Source organism: Mobiluncus porci, assembly GCF_009695935.1.
Taxonomy (GTDB): domain Bacteria; phylum Actinomycetota; class Actinomycetes; order Actinomycetales; family Actinomycetaceae; genus Mobiluncus; species Mobiluncus porci.
Genome location: NZ_VUMY01000015.1, coordinates 46843 through 63006, shown reverse-complemented (window position 1 = coordinate 63006; position 16164 = coordinate 46843). Strand labels below are relative to the sequence as shown.

The 16164-nt window shown below is 57.3% G+C and carries 18 protein-coding genes; 1 reads left to right on the top strand and 17 read right to left on the bottom strand.

Annotated features, from left to right (window positions below):
• The 7 genes from FYJ63_RS08545 to rpsB form a co-directional block, all read right to left on the bottom strand.
• Positions 1 to 385, bottom strand: a 385-nt coding sequence (locus tag FYJ63_RS08545; protein WP_154545728.1) for an IS3 family transposase, incomplete at its 3' end; no start/stop codon positions are given.
• A complete protein-coding gene (locus FYJ63_RS08540) occupies positions 382 to 699 on the bottom strand; it encodes a transposase (RefSeq protein WP_154545726.1) in 318 nt (105 codons plus the stop codon). The genes FYJ63_RS08545 and FYJ63_RS08540, both read right to left, overlap by 4 nt.
• Before the next feature lie 221 nt (positions 700 to 920).
• A complete protein-coding gene (locus FYJ63_RS08535) occupies positions 921 to 1829 on the bottom strand; it encodes a phosphatidate cytidylyltransferase (protein WP_154545724.1) in 909 nt (302 codons plus the stop codon).
• Between the two features lie 66 nt (positions 1830 to 1895).
• Positions 1896 to 2453 carry a ribosome recycling factor gene (gene frr / locus FYJ63_RS08530; RefSeq protein WP_277026732.1) on the bottom strand — a complete coding sequence of 186 codons (558 nt, stop codon included), beginning with the start codon at positions 2451 to 2453 and terminating at the stop codon, positions 1896 to 1898.
• 61 nt (positions 2454 to 2514) lie between these two features.
• Complete coding sequence (gene pyrH, locus FYJ63_RS08525) at positions 2515 to 3243, bottom strand: UMP kinase (protein WP_154545722.1); 729 nt, start codon at positions 3241 to 3243, stop codon at positions 2515 to 2517.
• A gap of 151 nt (positions 3244 to 3394) precedes the next feature.
• Positions 3395 to 4234: a translation elongation factor Ts gene (gene tsf, locus FYJ63_RS08520; RefSeq protein WP_154545720.1), complete on the bottom strand. Its 840-nt coding sequence runs from the start codon at positions 4232 to 4234 to the stop codon at positions 3395 to 3397.
• Between the two features lie 24 nt (positions 4235 to 4258).
• Positions 4259 to 5143, bottom strand: coding sequence for a 30S ribosomal protein S2 (rpsB, locus tag FYJ63_RS08515; protein ID WP_154545718.1), 885 nt, complete (start codon positions 5141 to 5143; stop codon positions 4259 to 4261).
• Positions 5144 to 5488: 345 nt separating this feature from the next.
• On the opposite strand from rpsB, the gene FYJ63_RS11230 reads away from it, so the two are divergent.
• Positions 5489 to 6070, top strand: a complete 582-nt coding sequence (locus tag FYJ63_RS11230) for a M23 family metallopeptidase (protein WP_229770084.1) — start codon at positions 5489 to 5491, stop codon at positions 6068 to 6070.
• 61 nt (positions 6071 to 6131) lie between these two features.
• On the opposite strand, the gene FYJ63_RS08505 is transcribed toward FYJ63_RS11230, so the two are convergent.
• The 10 genes from FYJ63_RS08505 to trmD all read right to left on the bottom strand — a co-directional run bounded on the left by FYJ63_RS08505 (position 6132) and on the right by trmD (position 16144).
• Positions 6132 to 6833 (bottom strand): DUF6318 family protein, encoded by a 702-nt coding sequence (locus FYJ63_RS08505; RefSeq protein ID WP_287847132.1) that lies wholly within the window; start codon positions 6831 to 6833, stop codon positions 6132 to 6134.
• 132 nt (positions 6834 to 6965) lie between these two features.
• Complete coding sequence (locus FYJ63_RS08500; RefSeq protein WP_338106895.1) at positions 6966 to 7967, bottom strand: tyrosine recombinase XerC; 1002 nt, start codon at positions 7965 to 7967, stop codon at positions 6966 to 6968.
• A gap of 38 nt (positions 7968 to 8005) precedes the next feature.
• Positions 8006 to 9283, bottom strand: coding sequence for a DNA-processing protein DprA (gene dprA / locus FYJ63_RS08495; protein WP_154545748.1), 1278 nt, complete (start codon positions 9281 to 9283; stop codon positions 8006 to 8008).
• Positions 9273 to 10835: a YifB family Mg chelatase-like AAA ATPase gene (locus FYJ63_RS08490; protein ID WP_154545714.1), complete on the bottom strand. Its 1563-nt coding sequence runs from the start codon at positions 10833 to 10835 to the stop codon at positions 9273 to 9275. The genes dprA and FYJ63_RS08490 overlap by 11 nt, the downstream gene beginning before the upstream one ends.
• A complete protein-coding gene (locus FYJ63_RS08485; protein ID WP_154545712.1) occupies positions 10832 to 11341 on the bottom strand; it encodes a YraN family protein in 510 nt (169 codons plus the stop codon). Before FYJ63_RS08485 ends, FYJ63_RS08490 begins: the two co-directional genes overlap by 4 nt.
• 148 nt (positions 11342 to 11489) lie before the next feature.
• Positions 11490 to 11798 (bottom strand): DUF2469 domain-containing protein, encoded by a 309-nt coding sequence (locus FYJ63_RS08480; protein WP_154545710.1) that lies wholly within the window; start codon positions 11796 to 11798, stop codon positions 11490 to 11492.
• A 69-nt stretch (positions 11799 to 11867) separates the two neighbouring features.
• Entirely contained in the window at positions 11868 to 12629 is a 762-nt protein-coding gene (locus FYJ63_RS08475) for a ribonuclease HII (protein ID WP_407717205.1), read from the bottom strand.
• 8 nt (positions 12630 to 12637) lie between these two features.
• The gene (gene lepB / locus FYJ63_RS08470) at positions 12638 to 13660 is read right to left on the bottom strand and encodes a signal peptidase I (RefSeq protein WP_154545708.1); all 1023 of its coding nucleotides are present in this window, start codon (positions 13658 to 13660) and stop codon (positions 12638 to 12640) included.
• 435 nt (positions 13661 to 14095) lie between these two features.
• On the bottom strand, positions 14096 to 14461 hold the full coding sequence (rplS, locus tag FYJ63_RS08465) for a 50S ribosomal protein L19 (protein WP_154545706.1): 366 nt from the start codon (positions 14459 to 14461) through the stop codon (positions 14096 to 14098).
• Positions 14462 to 14815: 354 nt separating this feature from the next.
• The gene (gene trmD, locus FYJ63_RS08460) at positions 14816 to 16144 is read right to left on the bottom strand and encodes a tRNA (guanosine(37)-N1)-methyltransferase TrmD (protein WP_154545704.1); all 1329 of its coding nucleotides are present in this window, start codon (positions 16142 to 16144) and stop codon (positions 14816 to 14818) included.
• Positions 16145 to 16164: the final 20 nt, after the last annotated feature.

Here is a 16164-nt window from a genome sequence, read left to right as displayed (position 1 = left end):
TGAACTGTCGATTCACAAGATCCGGGCGAGAATCTACTTCGGGAGTAGGCCTGGTTGTGATTGGGGTGCGTCCCCGGCGAACACCCTTAATCCCAGCGATGTTCATGAGCCGAGCCACCTGGTCACGCCCAACATCCCAGCCCGAGCGTCTAGCTGCATGCCACATTTTCCGCACACCATAGACACCATAATTCTTGGCGTGAATCACACGCAGTTCTTCAACGAGAAGCTGGTCACGAACACTTCTGGCGCTTACTGGCCTGCTCTTCGCTGCACGATACCCGCGAGAGGTGATAAACCCTCCTTCCAGGCTCGCACCCAATACCCGGCAAATCGGCTCGACCCCGAAACGATCCCTATATTCGTCAATATAAGCGATCATCATCGGGCCGGTCGGTCGAGCTCCGCTGCGAAAAAAGCCGAGGCAGTTTTCAAAATCTCATTCGCCCGGCGCAGCTGCGCATTCTCGCGTTTTAGCCGTTTGATTTCCTCGTGCTCTTCACGCGTGAGTCCCTGCCGCACGCCAGTCTCAACAAGATGTCGTTCATACCAGCGGCGTAGCGACTCGGTCGCGATCCCCAGCTTCGGCGCGATCTCGTTGACTGCCTGCCACTGAGAACACGAGCCATCACCAGCTAACCAAACCACGAGCATCCGCACCGCGCGATCCTTAAACTCCTGTGAATACCTCTTAGACATATCCCTAATCCTCGCAAAAACAAGGAGGAACAAAACCCAGGACACTTCATAGACCCAACAATATTTAACATAATTCTATCCCTAAATGGGAATAAGTTCACATTTTTCTAATCATCACAGAGCAAATATTCACATTTTTCCAATATCTAGCGTGCGCACTTTCACATTTCTATTAAACCGCGTTGGTGTTCAGGATCTCTTTCTTACAAAATCCCATAAATTCAGCTCAAAACCGGAGCCTGGGTGGAAAAAATCGCGAACTTCAGGACGATGTAGGCCACCGGCGCGGCCATCAGAAGCGAGTCCATCCGATCCAAAAGCCCGCCGTGGCCTGGCAGTAAATGCCCCATGTCTTTGATGCCGAGCTCGCGTTTCATCAGGGACTCGGAAAGATCCCCCAAGGTCGCCGCAATCGCCACGAGAGTCCCGAGAATGAGACCATAGAACCACGGGATTCCAATCCAGAACGTGCCGCCCCAGGAAATCAGAACCGCCAGGAGGACTGAACCGGCGAAGCCCTCCCAGGTCTTCTTCGGAGAAATCCGCGGCGACATGGGGTGACGCCCCAGGAAGCGCCCGAAAAGATAGCCGCCGGTGTCGGACCCCAGGGTCGTCGCCAAGATATAGATTGCCGTTGCCGGCCCGCCGCATTCCACCGACAGTAACCCCACGAAAGAGCCGAGGAGGGGGATATACGCCACCGCGAGCGCCGTCATGGTGATATTGCGCAACAGATCTTCGCCTCGCGCGGGACCCATCAAATGCCACATGAGCCCCACAGCCACGGTGAACAAGGTGGCGGTCAACATGGCCTCGAGCCCAATCTGGGAGGCGCAAATGAAAATCCCCACCCCGCCCACAATCGTCACTGGCATTGCTAAATGCCGACCCGTGTTGCGGATGGCATGGCGAAATTCCACCAAACCGCCCACAATCGCCACCGCCACGGCGACCAGAAACAGCGGCGGGAAGAACAGCAAACTTCCCCCAAAAACCGCGAGCAATCCCGCACCGACGAGGAAAGCCGCCCCGAGGTTACGCCCCGATTTGGAGTCCTTGACTTCCCGCGGCTGACCCGGGGCTTCCTCCCCCGACTCAGTCGCGACCTCTCGATCCTTTGCTGATACCATCTTGCCTTTTGCTTGCTTCGGACACCATCCACCTACGAGAACGCCGAAAAATCGACGCGAGGCGAATCAGACGGTCATCAGCTCGGATTCCTTACCGGCCAAGAGCTTGTCAATCTCGTCGGTAAACTGCTTGGTGATATTCTCGAGTTCCTTTTCCCCGCGCTCGACTTCATCCTCACCGAGGACCTTGTCCTTCTTAAACGATTCCAACTCGTCTTTGGCTTTGCGGCGAATCCCGCGAATCGAAACGCGCCCATCCTCAGCCTTAGTCTTCGCCATCTTGACGTATTCCTTGCGGCGATCTTCGGTCAGAGCCGGCAGCACAACCCGAATGGTCTTGCCGTCATCAGTCGGAGTCACCCCGAGATCGGATTCAGCAATGGCGTGGATAATGTCTTGGGAAGAGCCTTTGTCGAAGGGCTGGATAATGATGGTTCGAGCCTCGGGAATGTTGAAGGAAGCGAGTTGCTTCAACGGCGTCGGGGTGCCGTAGTATTCCACCATAATGCCGTCGAACATGTTGGCGTTAGCCCGACCGGTTCGAATCGTCGCGAATTCTTCCTTGGTCGCGGCGATTGCCTTCTCCATCTTTACTTTCGCATCTTTCAAGGTTTCTTCAATCACGGGTTTCTCCTTTTTCTGTAGTGGGTTTCCTCGATTATAAAGTTTCAATCAGGTGGAATCATCAAGCCGCGTTCTCACTAAAGAGGACAGTCCCGATGTCTTCGCCCAGTAGGGCCTTCGTAACATTGCCGGGCTCTCCCATCCCGAAAACCCGCATGGCTAAGCCATTTTCTTGGCAAAGGGAGAAGGCAGCGGCATCCACCACTTTGAGCCCGTCGTGCAGGGCTTGTTCGTAACTGACGCGGTCGAGTTTTGTGGCGCTGGGGTCAAGCCGCGGGTCGGCAGTATAAACCCCGTCGACCCCGTTCTTTCCTACGAGAAGCTCCTGGCAATGGGTTTCCAGGGCACGTTGAGCCGAAACCGTGTCAGTAGAGAAATAGGGCATCCCCGCGCCCGCGCCGAAAACCACCACGCGGCCTTTTTCGAGGTGGCGAATCGCCCGCAAAGGAATATAGGGCTCCGCTACTTGCGCCATGTTGATGGCCGACTGGACGCGAGCCCGCACCCCGGCTTGTTCCAAGAAGTCTTGCAGGGCGAGCGCATTCATGACGGTTCCAAGCATCCCCATATAGTCCGCACGTGCGCGATCTAGGCCGCGCTGGGAGAGTTCCGCGCCCCGGAAGAAGTTACCGCCACCAACCACGATGGCGACTTGCACTCCCGCGTTTACGGCGCTGGCGACTTGGTGAGCAATATCGGAAACCACATCGGGATCGAGCCCCACGGAGCCACCCCCAAAGACTTCACCAGACAGTTTCATCAACACGCGTCTGGATAGGTTCTCAGCCATTATTGCCTCTCCTCATTTTCTCGTACCGGTACTGGCGCTGGCCGACTGGTTCATCAAGTCGGCAACAGTCACTTTGCCCATTATATGCAAATATGCCCAGAGCCCCGAGGCTTTAGACCTCGGGGCTCTCTGATTGGCTTAGATTCTTGCTTTATTCTCCGGCCTGGAGACGAGCAAAACCGGTGACCTGGCCTTTAGTGCCCTCCACAATCTTTCCAACCGTGGTCTTCGGATCTTTCGCGAAAGCCTGGTCGAGCAAGACGTTCTCCTTGTAGAAGCCATTCATGCGGCCTTCCACAATTTTCGCGATGGCAGCCTCGGGCTTACCTTCAGCCTTGGTCGTCTCAGTCAGGGTGTTGCGCTCCTTTTCCACCACGTCAGCGGGGATTTCTTCGCGGGTGAGGTATTCGGGAGAGTATGCCGCAATGTGCATCGCGACGTCGTGAGCCACGCTCGCAGCCGCCTTATCGGTCGCCACCATGACGCCCACGGTCGGCGGCAGGTCCTGGGATGACTTGTGGAGGTAAACATCCACGGCTTCGCCTTCGAGCTGACGCACGTTCGCGACATCGAGCTTCTCACCGATAATCGCAGCCACCGCGTCGAGGGTGTCCTTGACGGTGCCGTCATCGGTCTTGGCTTTCATGAGGTCATCGACGGTCTCAGCGCCGGACTCGGCCGCGGCCTCCAGGATCTTGTCAGCCATGTTGATGAACTTGTCGGTCTTGACGACGAAGTCGGTCTCCGCGTTGACCTCGACCATCGTGCCGCGCTGGCCGGTCTTGGTGTCGGTGACCTTCGCGCCGATGAGACCCATGCCCGCCGAGCGCCCTTCGCGCTTGGACAAGGACTTCAAGCCCTTGACGCGGATGATTTCGAGCGCCTTTTCACGATCACCATTGGCCTCTTCGAGGGCCTTCTTGACGTCGGCCAAGCCAGCGCCGGTTTCCTCGCGGAGGTCTTTCAAATCTTGCATGCTGTAATTAGCCATGTTTTGTCCTTCTATAGTTTTGGATTATTCAGCGGGGGTTTCTTCGGCCGGAGCTTCTTCTGCCGGAGCTTCTTCTGCCGGAGCCTCTTCCGAGGGAGCGTCCTCAGCAGAGGTTTCCTCCGCGGGGGCTGCGGCGGCGGCTTCGCTACCTTGCAGCAGGTCGCGTTCCCATTCCGCCATCGGCTCCGCGCCTTCTGCGCCTTCGCCGATCTGTTTCTTGGAGCGTTCCACCAGGCCATCCGCGCAGGCGTCCGCAATTACCTTGGTCAGCAAGTCGACCGCGCGAATTGCGTCATCGTTGCCGGGGATACCGTAATCAACCTCGTCAGGATCACAGTTCGTGTCGAGAATCGCCACAATCGGAATTCCGAGCTTCTGGGCTTCCGCAATCGCGAGGTGTTCTTTCTTCGTGTCCACAACCCACAGGACGCTTGGCGTCTTGTTCATGTCGCGAATCCCGCCCAGAGTCTTGGCGAGCTTGTCCTTTTCGCGACGCATCATCAACAGTTCCTTCTTGGTGAGGCCCGTTGAGGCGGTGTCTTCAAAGTCGTATTGTTCGAGTTCCTTCAGGCGCTGCAAGCGCTTGTGGACGGTCGAGAAGTTCGTGAGCATCCCGCCCAGCCAGCGCTCGTTGACATAGGGCATGCCCACGCGAGTAGCTTGTTCGGCGATGGATTCTTGGGCTTGTTTCTTAGTGCCCACAAACAGCATCGTGCCGCCGTGAGCCACTGTTTGCTTCACGAAATCGTAAGCAATATCGATATCAGCCAGAGTCTGCTGGAGATCGAGGATGTAAATGCCGGAACGGTCGGTCAAGATAAACCGCTTCATCTTAGGGTTCCAGCGGCGGGTCTGATGCCCGAAATGTACGCCACTTTCCAGAAGCTGGCGCATAGTTACGACTGCCATAAGGCGTCCTTCTTTCAGTTTTGGGGCGCGCGCGGACTCGCCGGTATGCGCCCGGTTTCGGTTAATGCCTGGTGAACACAGAGTTTTCCGCACCCCGAGGGGACCTTGCGGAAGAACTGGTGACCGTTTAATAGCGCCGAAGCGTTTTCACGGCTGCGAACACGCGAAGTCAACCAGCGGATGCCAGTTGCGGTAGCAAGTGTAACAAAACTCCCCCTACTTTCGCCAATTCTTGGCTTGAGACCGCCAAAAGCAGAGTTTTCCACAGCTGCAATAAATTGCCCGAATTCACATGGTAAAAATGTTTCGTTTGCTTAGCCCTGTTTCCAGGGAAAAGCTCGAGTCATGAGAAAATTATTCACTGCCTTACTGGCATTTTTCGTGCTCTTTTCTCCGGCCCTCGCAGTGTCGTGCGCAGGACAGGAACTGAGTCATGGGGACGTGCTTTTCGACTCATTTTCCGCCACCGCAAGCCTTTCTTCCCGAGCCAACCTCGAGATTGGGGCGAAAGCCGGACTTCGGGATTTCCTCTACTGGCCGACAGGTCGTCCGGTCGCGGTTCCGCGCCGTTTCGACCCGCCAGCCCAGAAATGGCTGCCGGGTCACCGCGGCATTGATATTCGGGTCACTCCTGGTGAAACGGTATATGCTGCAACAGATGCCACCGTGTTGTTTGCCGGTGAACTCGCGGGGCGCCCGCTGGTTTCTCTTCAGGACTCCAGCGGGCGGCGCTATACCTACGAGCCGGTGGAGCCAAGCGTCAAGGTCGGGGATGAAGTGTTTCGAGCAGATGCGATCGGAACGGCGCTCGGGGGACATTTTGCGGGAGACGATCGGCTCCACTTCGGAGTGAAAGACGGCCCCGAAGGCTACGTGGATCCGCTCAAACTGCTGGGGGGCCGAATCCGGCTCTGGCCAATAAAATAGGCCACTCGCGGGCGGTTTCGTTAGTTGAAAAAGACTAACTGCGGCGCCATCTCGGGCGGTGCTATTCGTAGCGGGCAGGAACCTTAAAGATACCGGTGATGACGTTTTTGCCTTCTATGAATTCCACTCGATAGAGCGACTTGCTCGTTGAGGCCGGATCGTAACCAGTCATAGAACTCTGGGCGTCGTAGCCGATGATGGGAGGCTCGAGGTTTTCGGCCACCACCCAGAAGAAGAACTTGCCGCTGCTTTTTTCACTGTAGACGTCAATAATGGTGGTTCGCGGAACCCCCGTCTCTACCCGCTGGTTTTCTCCTACAAACTTCTCCACCCAGGAAGCCATCTCATTGCATTTCGAGCACTCGGGGGAAAACACTTTCCGCATGTAGTCAGTCTTGCCTGCAACGAGACCGTAATAGGCAGCGTAGGTGTAGTAGGCCACCACATTGGCGGCTCCCTGTCGGGAGAATTCCTTGAAGCGTTTGGGCTCATCAAAGGGTGGCACCCGCATCGCTTTTTCCGGAGCAATAGTGGCGACACCGGAAGTCGTGGAATCACTGGGGGTTTCGAGAGGCGTGGCAATGGGAGCGGAATCCTCCGGCGCGGGATATTCCCCAGAATCGGGTCCTGCCGGCTGACGCAAGGTCACGTCCACTGTCATCATTTCGCGGGCGGTCATGGTGTCGCTACCGGTGTTACCCCCAGGACCGCAAGCTGTCAGCACCGTGGCAGTTATTGCAGCCACGGCAACAGCGCGAATCACACGTCCTAACCCTTGCACCGGAACCTCCATGTCGAGGACTCGATAGAGACATCCTTTGAGAGCATTATAGCCCCGACTTCCAGCTTTTATTAAGCCTGTTTCTAAGTTTTTTTCAGTTTGTTAGGACTTTTATCAAGCCCGCGGATGAGCCTGCAGGTAGACCTGACGCAGACGGTCGACCGAAAGATGGGTGTAGCGCTGGGTGGTAGCCAGGGAGGCGTGTCCGAGAATCTCCTGAACGCTGCGCAAGTCGGCTCCCCCATTCAACAAGTGGGTGGCCGCTGTGTGGCGTAAACCGTGGGGACCCAGATCCGGAACTCCCGCGATAGCGGTCATGCGGTGCAGCATCCCCCGCACTAGCCTCGAGTCAAGCCTCCCGCCTTTGACCCCGAGAAACACCCAATCAGGCTGGGGCTTTTCCGCGGAAATCAGCTCAGGGCGCCCCTGCTCCAAGTATTCTTCCAGAGCCAGGCCCGCCGGAATCCCGTAGGGAGCAATCCGCTCCTTGTTGCCTTTACCGAGAACCCGAATGGTGGCCTCCGAGCGGTTCACATCTCCGAGTTTCAAACCGGTTAGTTCGCTGACTCGGACTCCGGTGGCGTAGAGCATCTCGAGAAGAGCCCAATCTCGCAGGGCGACTGCTCGAGACTTACTCGGGGTCCCAGCTTTTCCCGCCTGGTTTTCAGCATCGTCCGCGGTTGATTCTCCGTGGGCTTGTTTTCGGGCCGCGTCTAGGAGCTTGGCGGCATCGGCTTCACTCAAGACGGTCGGCAAGGCATTATCTGGTTTCGGGGACCGCAGTTTCGCTCCGGAATCGCGAGTCAGAACCCCGTGTTTTTGGGCCCAAGCGGAAAAGGTGCGAAAGGAGGCGATTCTTCTCGCCAAAGTCGCTCTGGATGCGCCCTGGCGAGACAGCTGTCCCAGCCAGGAGCGAATGGTCCGCGGGTCGCTTAGGGACTCGCTCACTGTTTGAGGCGACTCCAGACTTTGCGGGTCCAGGAAGTCCAGCAACTCCCGCAAGTCTCCGAGATAAGCCCGCAGGGAATGGGGAGAAAAACCGCGGTTTGCTTTGAGATATTCTCCAAAATCAGAGATTATCTCCTCCACCCACGCCGCGGTTGTCTCTTCGTTCACCTCCCCAGCTTAAGGCCGCGCGACCGACCGACCGAGACTCACGCGCTAGAAAGTGGCACCTGAGCGAGCCGGTAGCGCCCCTCCCAAGCTTCGACCCGCCCCTCGAGTTCCAACAAACCGAGTTCGCTCAAAGTAGCACTGATTCCGAGCCCCGCTTTTTGCGCGATCTTCTCGGGCTGAGCCCAGACTCGCTTCGGCAAAGAATCTAGCACTTTACTCGTTTCCGGCTTCATCAACCCACTGAACAGTGAACGCGACACGACTCCTTCCGCGTTTTGACTCGTATCTGGGCCCCCATTTCTTGGCCGCGCGGAGGCGGTAAGCGGTTGCATCAGTTCCACGACGTCGTCGGGGGAAGTCACCAAAGTTGCCCCCTGGCGAATGAGCTCATGGCAGCCAACGGAGGCGCAGGAGGTGACCTGCCCGGGGACGGCCGCTACCGCCCGCCCCTGTTCCACCCCGTGGTTCGCGGTAGAGATTGCACCGGATCGAGCCCCCGCTTCCACCACCACCACAACTTGGGAAAGCGCAGAGATTAGCCGATTTCGACTCAGGAAATAGCGTCTCTGGGGGGTCTGGGACCAAGGCATTTCCGAGATTATCGCCCCGGTTTCGAGGATTTGGGCAAATAGCGAGGCATTCATTGCCGGATAGAGTTCCCCCAAGCCACCCGCTTGGACGCTAAGGGTTTTCCCGCCTCCTGCCAGGGCTCCGCGGTGGCCAGCAGCATCTATACCGTAGGCTCCCCCGCTCACGACCCAAATGCCTTTCTCGGCCAAGCCGTATCCCAGTTCTCCGGCGACACTCACCCCATAGCGGGTGGCGGACCGCGCCCCGACTAAAGCCACCGCCCCCTCGACTTCGGTTTCTTTCACGGTCTCCGGATTTCCCCGCACCCACAAGGCGAGAGGTTTATCCGCCCCGAGCGTATCCAAGGTTTCTGGCCAGTTCGCATCTCCCGGGATCAGCAAAGTGCCCCCGGCTTCCGCCAGTAAATCGAGTTCTCGAGACAGCTCGAGATGCTGGAATCTCAAAATCCACCCCGAGATTTTTCCGAGGCTCGGCGGCAAAACGAATGGCCGAAAACAGCTTCGAATCTTCACGTCATCCGGTTCTGTTGCGGTTTTTGCCAGCTCCGCTAGCCGGTCAAGCGCTGAAACGGGTCCGAAGAACTCCACGAGTTTCCCCGCTGTCACATCTCCCGGATCCGCCAGCGCCGTCCAGGCGGCTCTGGCCTGGACTTCAGTCTCGCGGGAGGCGGCATTCTCCCCTTGAGCACCAACGGTAGGCTTCGGATTAACGTTCTCAATCTCCATGGTTTCCAATTTCTGCTCCTTGTCTTCTCAGTGACATAGCCGCCCCCAAATGTTCCATCCCGGGAATGGTTTTTCCTTCCAAATCAGCCACGGTCCACGCCAGGCGCAATACCCGCTGGGCTCCGCGCATACTCAACAAGCCCTTTTCCACTACCCCATCGAGTTTTCCCAGAATTTCTGGAGTAAATCCGCCTCGCCGAGAGCGCAAGAAAGGCCCTGGAATCTGGCGGTTAATCTCCCAGCCAGCTTCTTTCCAGCGCTCTTGTTGAGCTCCGCGGGCCTGCGCCACGCGGCGAGCCACTACTTCGGTCGTATCAGCGGGCTGGGCGGTAGACAAGGCTCCACGGCCCGGGGTTTCCACCTGGATTTGAATATCCATCCGGTCCAACAAGGGTCCGCTGAGCCTTTCCAGATAGCGTTTTCGCGCAAATGGTGTGCAGTTACAGGTCAAACGTCTCGACCCCGCATTCCCGCAAGGGCAGGGGTTGGCTGCCATGATGAGCTGGAAACTCGCCGGATAGACGGCGGCTCCCGCAGCGCGGTGCAAAGTGATTTCCCCGCTCTCCAAGGGCTCCCGCAGCGAATCCAGGACCCGCATCCCGAACTCAGGGGCCTCATCTAAAAACAGCACTCCACAGTGCGCTAGCGAGGCTGCCCCCGGACGCGGAATCCCCGAGCCTCCTCCCACCATCGCCGCTAGAGTGGCGGAATGATGCGGAGCTTGGAAGGGGGGACGGCGAATCAGTCCCTCGGAGGACGAGAATTTTCCTGCTAGAGAATGGATCGCCGTAACCGCTACCGCTTCTAGGTCACTCAGGGGTGGCAAAATCCCCGGCAGTCTAGACGCCAACATGGTCTTCCCTGATCCCGGGGTTCCCACCATCAGCAAGTGGTGTCCTCCCGCAGCGGCGACTTCCATGGCATGACAGGCCGCTGCTTGACCGCGAATATCCGAAAAATCTCCGACGGTGAGCCCCGACCGTGGCTCGTCCTCGGCCACGTTCACCGGCTCTTCCGGAGGCGGGATCTCCACTAGGAGCTCCCCGCCCAACAACTCAATAACCTGACCGAGGTGTCGCACTCCGGTAACCTTGGCGCCGGGAACCAGCTCGGCTTCATCCACATTGGCTTCAGGAACCAGGAACTTCGTTTTCCCCTGTTTGATTCCGCCCAAGACGCTCGGAAGAATCCCACGAACGGGGATGATACGCCCGTCCAAACCGAGCTCCCCGATAACCACATAGCTATCTCCCGCCGCCTTGGGAATGACTTGCATTGCGGCCAGCATCGCCACCGCCATCGCCAGGTCATAGCCGGAACCAGTTTTCGGCAAAGAAGCCGGAGAGAGATTCAAGACCACGCGGACATCGGGCCATTCGATGAAGCAACTTGAGACCGCCGATCGCACCCGATCTCTAGCTTCCCGCACCGCCGCATCCGGCAGCCCCACCAGGTTATAGGCGGCCAACCCATCCGAGATATGTGCCTCTACTCGAACCAACTTCGCTTCCATCGCCAGCAGGCACACTGACCAGGTATATCCCGCGCTCATTTCAACCCCTTCCGGTGGCTGATGGTGGGCGTTCCCTGACCGTCCCAATCCACACTCACGAGATCGAGTCGCACTCCGCGGTGTGGCGGAGCCTCGTGAGCCGAAAACCACGCTCCCATGACTCGGCGCATCCTGGAGAGTTTCGGGTAGGTAATGGCTTCCCCGGGAGTGCCGTGACGGTGGCTGGAGCGGGTTTTCACTTCCACAAACGCCAACTGCATCTCGGGTGTGAGCGCCACAATATCCACTTCACCAATGCGACAGCGCCAGTTCCGGTCCACGATTTCATAGCCGGACGCCTCCAAAAACCACACCGCCATATCTTCTCCGGCTAAGCCGAGTTCCCGATTGTGCGGGTTTTTCCGCGGAGAAGAGTTTCCCCGCGAAAACCGTTTTTGGGCTCGGCGCTGTATCTTGAGCTGGTCGCGGTAGTGGCCCTGAGACGGGCGGTTTTCGCCCGCAGGCTTTCGGCCCGCGGCTCGTCCTGGTTGAACTTTAGTTTTCATGCCCCCAGCATGACGCGACCGCAAAATTGCGCCAATCCGAAATTATTTACCATGTGAATTCAGGGTTTTCCACAGGGCATGAAACCGCATGATTCCGTTAAACACCCCCAGTTAACGGTTTTTTAAAGCCGCTAAATCTTAGCTCAGCTCAAGGAATTTCGATCTCGGGTTTAGCGAGTTCTTCCACGTTGACATCCTTGAAAGATAGTACCCTAACGGTCTGGACAAATCGCGAGGAACGATAAACGTCCCACACCCAGGCGTCTTCGAGTTCGATCTCGAAAAACACGTCTCCACCGGAATTGTTGTGGGTGGTGACATTGACCTTGTTGGCAAGATAGAAGCGGCGGTCGGTCTCAACCACGTAACTGAACAGGGAAATCACGTCCCGATATTCCCGATATAAGTCCAGTTCCAGACCGTTTTCATAGGATTCAATGTCTTCGTTATTAATCATCAAAATGCCTTCTCCAACTTTTGCCTTCGACTCATATCCTAGCGATTAATAACCCCGCGGGCGTAACGGTCACCGAATCCAGGTCTGTCGATGCCACTTGCTGACGCCTCGATTCTTGATGGCCTCCAGGTGTGCTTTCGTCCCGTAACCGACGTTGTGGCTCCATCCATAGCCGGGATCCTCCAAACTTCGCATGAATTCGTCACGGTAGACCTTCGCGAGAATTGCCGCGGCCGCAATAGTTGCCGACTTCGCATCGCCTTTCACCAGGGTTTCCACCTGCATCTCTCTAGTTGTCACCAAGCGCCCGTCGGGGTTGAAAAGATCCGGCGCGCTGCGATAGGTGAGATAGTCGATATTGCCGTCCAGCAAAAGCCTTACCGGAAGGTGTCCGCGAGCATCAAGCTGGTTTAGCGCCCGCCATCCTGCGAGTTGCAGCGCAGGCATAATCCCGAACTCGTCGATCTCCGAATTTGTGGCTTCTCCGATAGCGAAATCCCGCACCCATTCATGAATGGGGTCTTGCAAAGCGAGACGACGTTTAGCGGTGAGTTTCTTGGAATCGTTTATCCCCGCGGGAAATCCTGACGCCGTTTCCGCAGCGCCGATAACCGTGACCCCGACGCAAACTGGTCCGGCTATGGCGCCGCGTCCGACTTCGTCCATCCCTCCGATGAGAGGCTCGGAGAAATCGTGGGACTTCGAGGAAATCCTCTGGGCCCTTGTTGAATCCAAACCTTCGAGCTGAGTCACCGACTCACGCACCTCTCCGCGCTCTCCCCAGGCGTTTAAAGCCTCCAAGGCCGCGGTCTCCCAAGATAAATCAACCACTGGCGCGACTAGCCCGTCTTGGAGGGGACTTCTTGAGACTGCGAGGAAAAAGCGTCTTTCTCCTCCAGAGCCGGCTTCGGAATGTTGTAGAACGCACAGCTCGGGGAGATAAAACGCATGTGTTCCATGGGCCAAATTACGACGAAAGCGCGTCCCACCACGTCTTTCGTCTTGACGAAACCTCCGGAAGGTTTATCCATGTGGTAGCGGGAGTCCGCGGAATGGTTGCGGTTATCTCCCATCACCCACAGTGCGCCTTTCGGAACCACCACGCTGAATTCCACCTCGGAAGACACACCAGTCTGAGGGATATAGTCCTCATCAATGGCTTTACCATTAATGTTCATCAACCCGTCCTCGTCGCAGCAAGACACGTTGTCTCCCCCGAGACCGATTACCCGTTTGATGAGATACCCGTCCGCGTCTTCCGGCGCGAGACCAACGAAAATAAGGAAACGCTTTACCGCGTTCATAACCGGATTCTGTTGTTTCCGTTTCACTGCCCCCTCGCGGTCTGACTGTAGCCAGTTCTCGGTATCGCGGAAAACCACAATATCTCCGCGGTTTAGCTCGCTATATCGGGGAGCCATCTTGGTGACCAGAACCGAGTCATTAATCATCAAGGTGTCTTGCATCGAACCGGAGGGGATATAGAAAGGCTGCAGGAGAAAGGTTCGTACCAGGGAGGAAATGGCCAGCGCCGTGATGACGACCGCGATGAGCTCGAAGTACCAGGGGAAATCCAACATGAGCTGGGGTTTACCGTAAGCGCCTGGCTGGCGGGTCATGAGCTCGTTGGGGTTGGGGTAAGCCTGGGGGCGCATCACCCGCGAAGCGTGGAATTCCTTGACGCTCTCACGATTTTCGTCCGGAATCTCGCCGGTGGCGAAGTCATCAAATTCGTCCCAAGGAGAGTCTTTTTTACCGTGACCTTTCGGATCCGGTTCGGGTTTGGGAAGCATCCCCGGACCTGGAATTATCCCTTGGGGAGGCCAGCGGGTCGGATCGGTCTGGGGGAAATCTCCAGACATTTGGGGAGGATACGGATACCTGGGGGGATATCCGCCAAATGGGGGATTTGCCGGGGGAAAGCCTAGGTCGTGATAGCCTCCCGAGGCACCCGCTGTCCCCAGTGTCCCAGCCGTCCCAGCGCTACCTGAGGCGCCTGACCCCCCTGGCGTGCCGAGGGGAGGAGTTCCGAGACCCGACTCGGGTGGAGTTTGGGGTGCGGTGCTACGCGGGGGAACGGTCTCCCCTGCGGCAGGGCTGGTTTTAGGATTCAAAGGGGCTCCCCGAGTTTCTTCCCCAAGTTGCCACCGTGGAACCCGAGGATTTAGATTCTTTCTCAAATGATAACCCAAATAGTAAGCGGGACTGGATCAGGGCTCGATCCAATCCCGCTTTTTGGTCTACCGTCACGGGCTTTCCCCGTTTGAAGGGAAGCCGGTTAGGAATAGATTCCGACCTTAGGCCGTCGCCTTGGTGTCACGCTTTTCAGCAACCTTGGCGGCTTTCCCGTGGCGATCACGCAGGTAGTAGAGCTTGGCGCGGCGAACATCACCGCGAGAAACTACCTCGATCTTGTCGACGGTCGGGGCGTGCAGCGGGAAGGTACGCTCCACGCCGGTCCCGAAGGAAACCTTACGAACCGTAAAGGTCTCGCCCACACCCTCGCCGCGGCGCGCAATGACGATGCCTTGGAAAATCTGGATACGAGAACGGTTGCCTTCGATAACTTTCACGTGAACCTTTACGGTGTCACCGGCGCGGAAACTCGGGATTTCTTCGCGCAGAGAGGCTTTATTGAATTCCTCGATTTGAGGCTTCTGCATGTTTTCTCCTTGACGCTCCTGCCACAGGTCAAAAACGTCTCTTCCGGGCACTTTGCGTCTGATCCGCCGGAGTTTTAGTGAATCTATCACCGCTATCCCCGCGACCTCGGCTCGTAAGCCGACAACGCGTGCCGATCCTTGGTTTGCTCCGACCTTTCGGTTTCCCCCTGTGGCAGGTTGAACCGGTCAAAAGCTCATATATTGTGCCACAAACCGGGGCGCGGGCGCTAATTGGGGCCGGAAAGGCTCCCCCGCCGGAAGGTTCTCCGTCTAAAACGTGGCTAGGTTCCGAGCACCTGAATATATGGCAGTGCTCTTAGTATGACTGCACTTTCGGCGCGCCTCGCCCGAGTCCTAGTCCTCGACCCGCCGCATGACGACGTCCTGGTTTTCTCGGCCTCCCACCATGAAAGTCCTTGTCCCAGCCTTTTTGAAGCCGCGTCGCTTGTAGAATTTTTGGGCACGCTTGTTGAAAATCGAAGTTCCGAGGCTGACCGGCGCTTCATCCAACTCCGCTAACGCCGCCTCCAGCAGCGCCCCGGCCAATCCCGTACCGTGCATGGCTTCGCGCACATAACACTTCGAAAGGTAGGCATCCCCCGAGCTTATCCCGGCCTCGGCAGCGTGGGCGGAATCCATTCCCACAATGACGTAGGTGTATCCGACAAGTTCTCCGTCGATTTCCGCCACCAGGTACCGGTGGTGCTCGGGATCTTCTAAGCGAGCCTTCACTGCCTCGAGGTCAAATTCTTCCGCCGTAAATCGCTCGATTTCCTCTCGCGTGACGAAACTCGGACAGGCCAGCTGGAAAGTTTCCGATCCCAGAGCAGACAGCGCCATCGCCTCGCCGCGATCGGGCTTACGAATTGTCACCTGCTTCGCATCGAAGCCCTCGCTACTTGGGAGGTAAACCCAGCCGAGTCCCGCAAGCTGTTCGCGATCCCGCTTCGTAAGATTGTTGGCATTGAGGTTGCCTAGAAGTTCGGGGCGAATCCGTGCGGTTCTCTCAATCGCGCGGGCGCGGCGCCAATGGTCGATATCCTTGTGGTTTCCCCCTGTTAAGACCTCGGGCACGTCCAGTCCCCGCCAAATCTCCGGACGGGTAAAAGCGGGATATTCCAGCAGGCCAGAGCCCTCAAAAGACTCCTCCACCAGGGAATTAGGATTGCCCACCGTGCCGTCAAGCAGCCGGCCCACAGCTTCAACCAGAGCCACCGCAGCGATTTCTCCGCCGTTCAAGACGTAGTCCCCTAAAGTAAACTCGAAAACTTCCAGGTGAGGATAGGTTTCCGCGTCTCGGTAGTGGGTGGCCACCCGCGAGTCGATGCCTTCGTATCTCCCGCAGGCCACGATGACGTTGTCGGCGCTCGCGGCGATTTCTCGGACTTTCGCCTGGGTCAGGGGCTCCCCCGAAGGAGTCGGGATGGCAAGGATCACCTTTGCCGAATTCTCACATTCCTCAAGCGCCGCGTCGATGGCTTTTCCCCAGATATCTGCGCGCATCACCATGCCGGCTCCCCCACCGTAGGGGGTGTCGTCCACCGAGCGATGCGGGTCGGTAGTGAAGTCGCGAAGATTGGTCGCTTCCCAGGACAGTACCCCATTTTCGACCGCTTTACCGAGCAAAGAGAGCTTCAGCACCTCGAAGAATTCGGGAAATATGGAAATCAGCTGGAACTTCATAGGTTTAGTTTATTCACCAA

Coding starts and splice junctions, on each gene's coding strand:
- rplS (WP_154545706.1), bottom strand. CDS start 14,461: ATGCAGAAGCCTCAAATCGAGGAATTCAATAAAGCCTCTCTGCGCGAA.
- FYJ63_RS08480 (WP_154545710.1), bottom strand. CDS start 11,798: ATGATTAATAACGAAGACATTGAATCCTATGAAAACGGTCTGGAACTG.
- lepB (WP_154545708.1), bottom strand. CDS start 13,660: ATGTCTGGAGATTTCCCCCAGACCGATCCGACCCGCTGGCCTCCCCAA.
- dprA (WP_154545748.1), bottom strand. CDS start 9,283: ATGGAGATTGAGAACGTTAATCCGAAGCCTACCGTTGGTGCTCAAGGG.
- pyrH (WP_154545722.1), bottom strand. CDS start 3,243: ATGGCTGAGAACCTATCCAGACGCGTGTTGATGAAACTGTCTGGTGAA.
- FYJ63_RS08490 (WP_154545714.1), bottom strand. CDS start 10,835: ATGAGCGCGGGATATACCTGGTCAGTGTGCCTGCTGGCGATGGAAGCG.
- FYJ63_RS08485 (WP_154545712.1), bottom strand. CDS start 11,341: ATGAAAACTAAAGTTCAACCAGGACGAGCCGCGGGCCGAAAGCCTGCG.
- FYJ63_RS08540 (WP_154545726.1), bottom strand. CDS start 699: ATGTCTAAGAGGTATTCACAGGAGTTTAAGGATCGCGCGGTGCGGATG.
- FYJ63_RS11230 (WP_229770084.1), top strand. CDS start 5,489: ATGAGAAAATTATTCACTGCCTTACTGGCATTTTTCGTGCTCTTTTCT.
- rpsB (WP_154545718.1), bottom strand. CDS start 5,143: ATGGCAGTCGTAACTATGCGCCAGCTTCTGGAAAGTGGCGTACATTTC.
- tsf (WP_154545720.1), bottom strand. CDS start 4,234: ATGGCTAATTACAGCATGCAAGATTTGAAAGACCTCCGCGAGGAAACC.
- trmD (WP_154545704.1), bottom strand. CDS start 16,144: ATGAAGTTCCAGCTGATTTCCATATTTCCCGAATTCTTCGAGGTGCTG.
- FYJ63_RS08535 (WP_154545724.1), bottom strand. CDS start 1,829: ATGGTATCAGCAAAGGATCGAGAGGTCGCGACTGAGTCGGGGGAGGAA.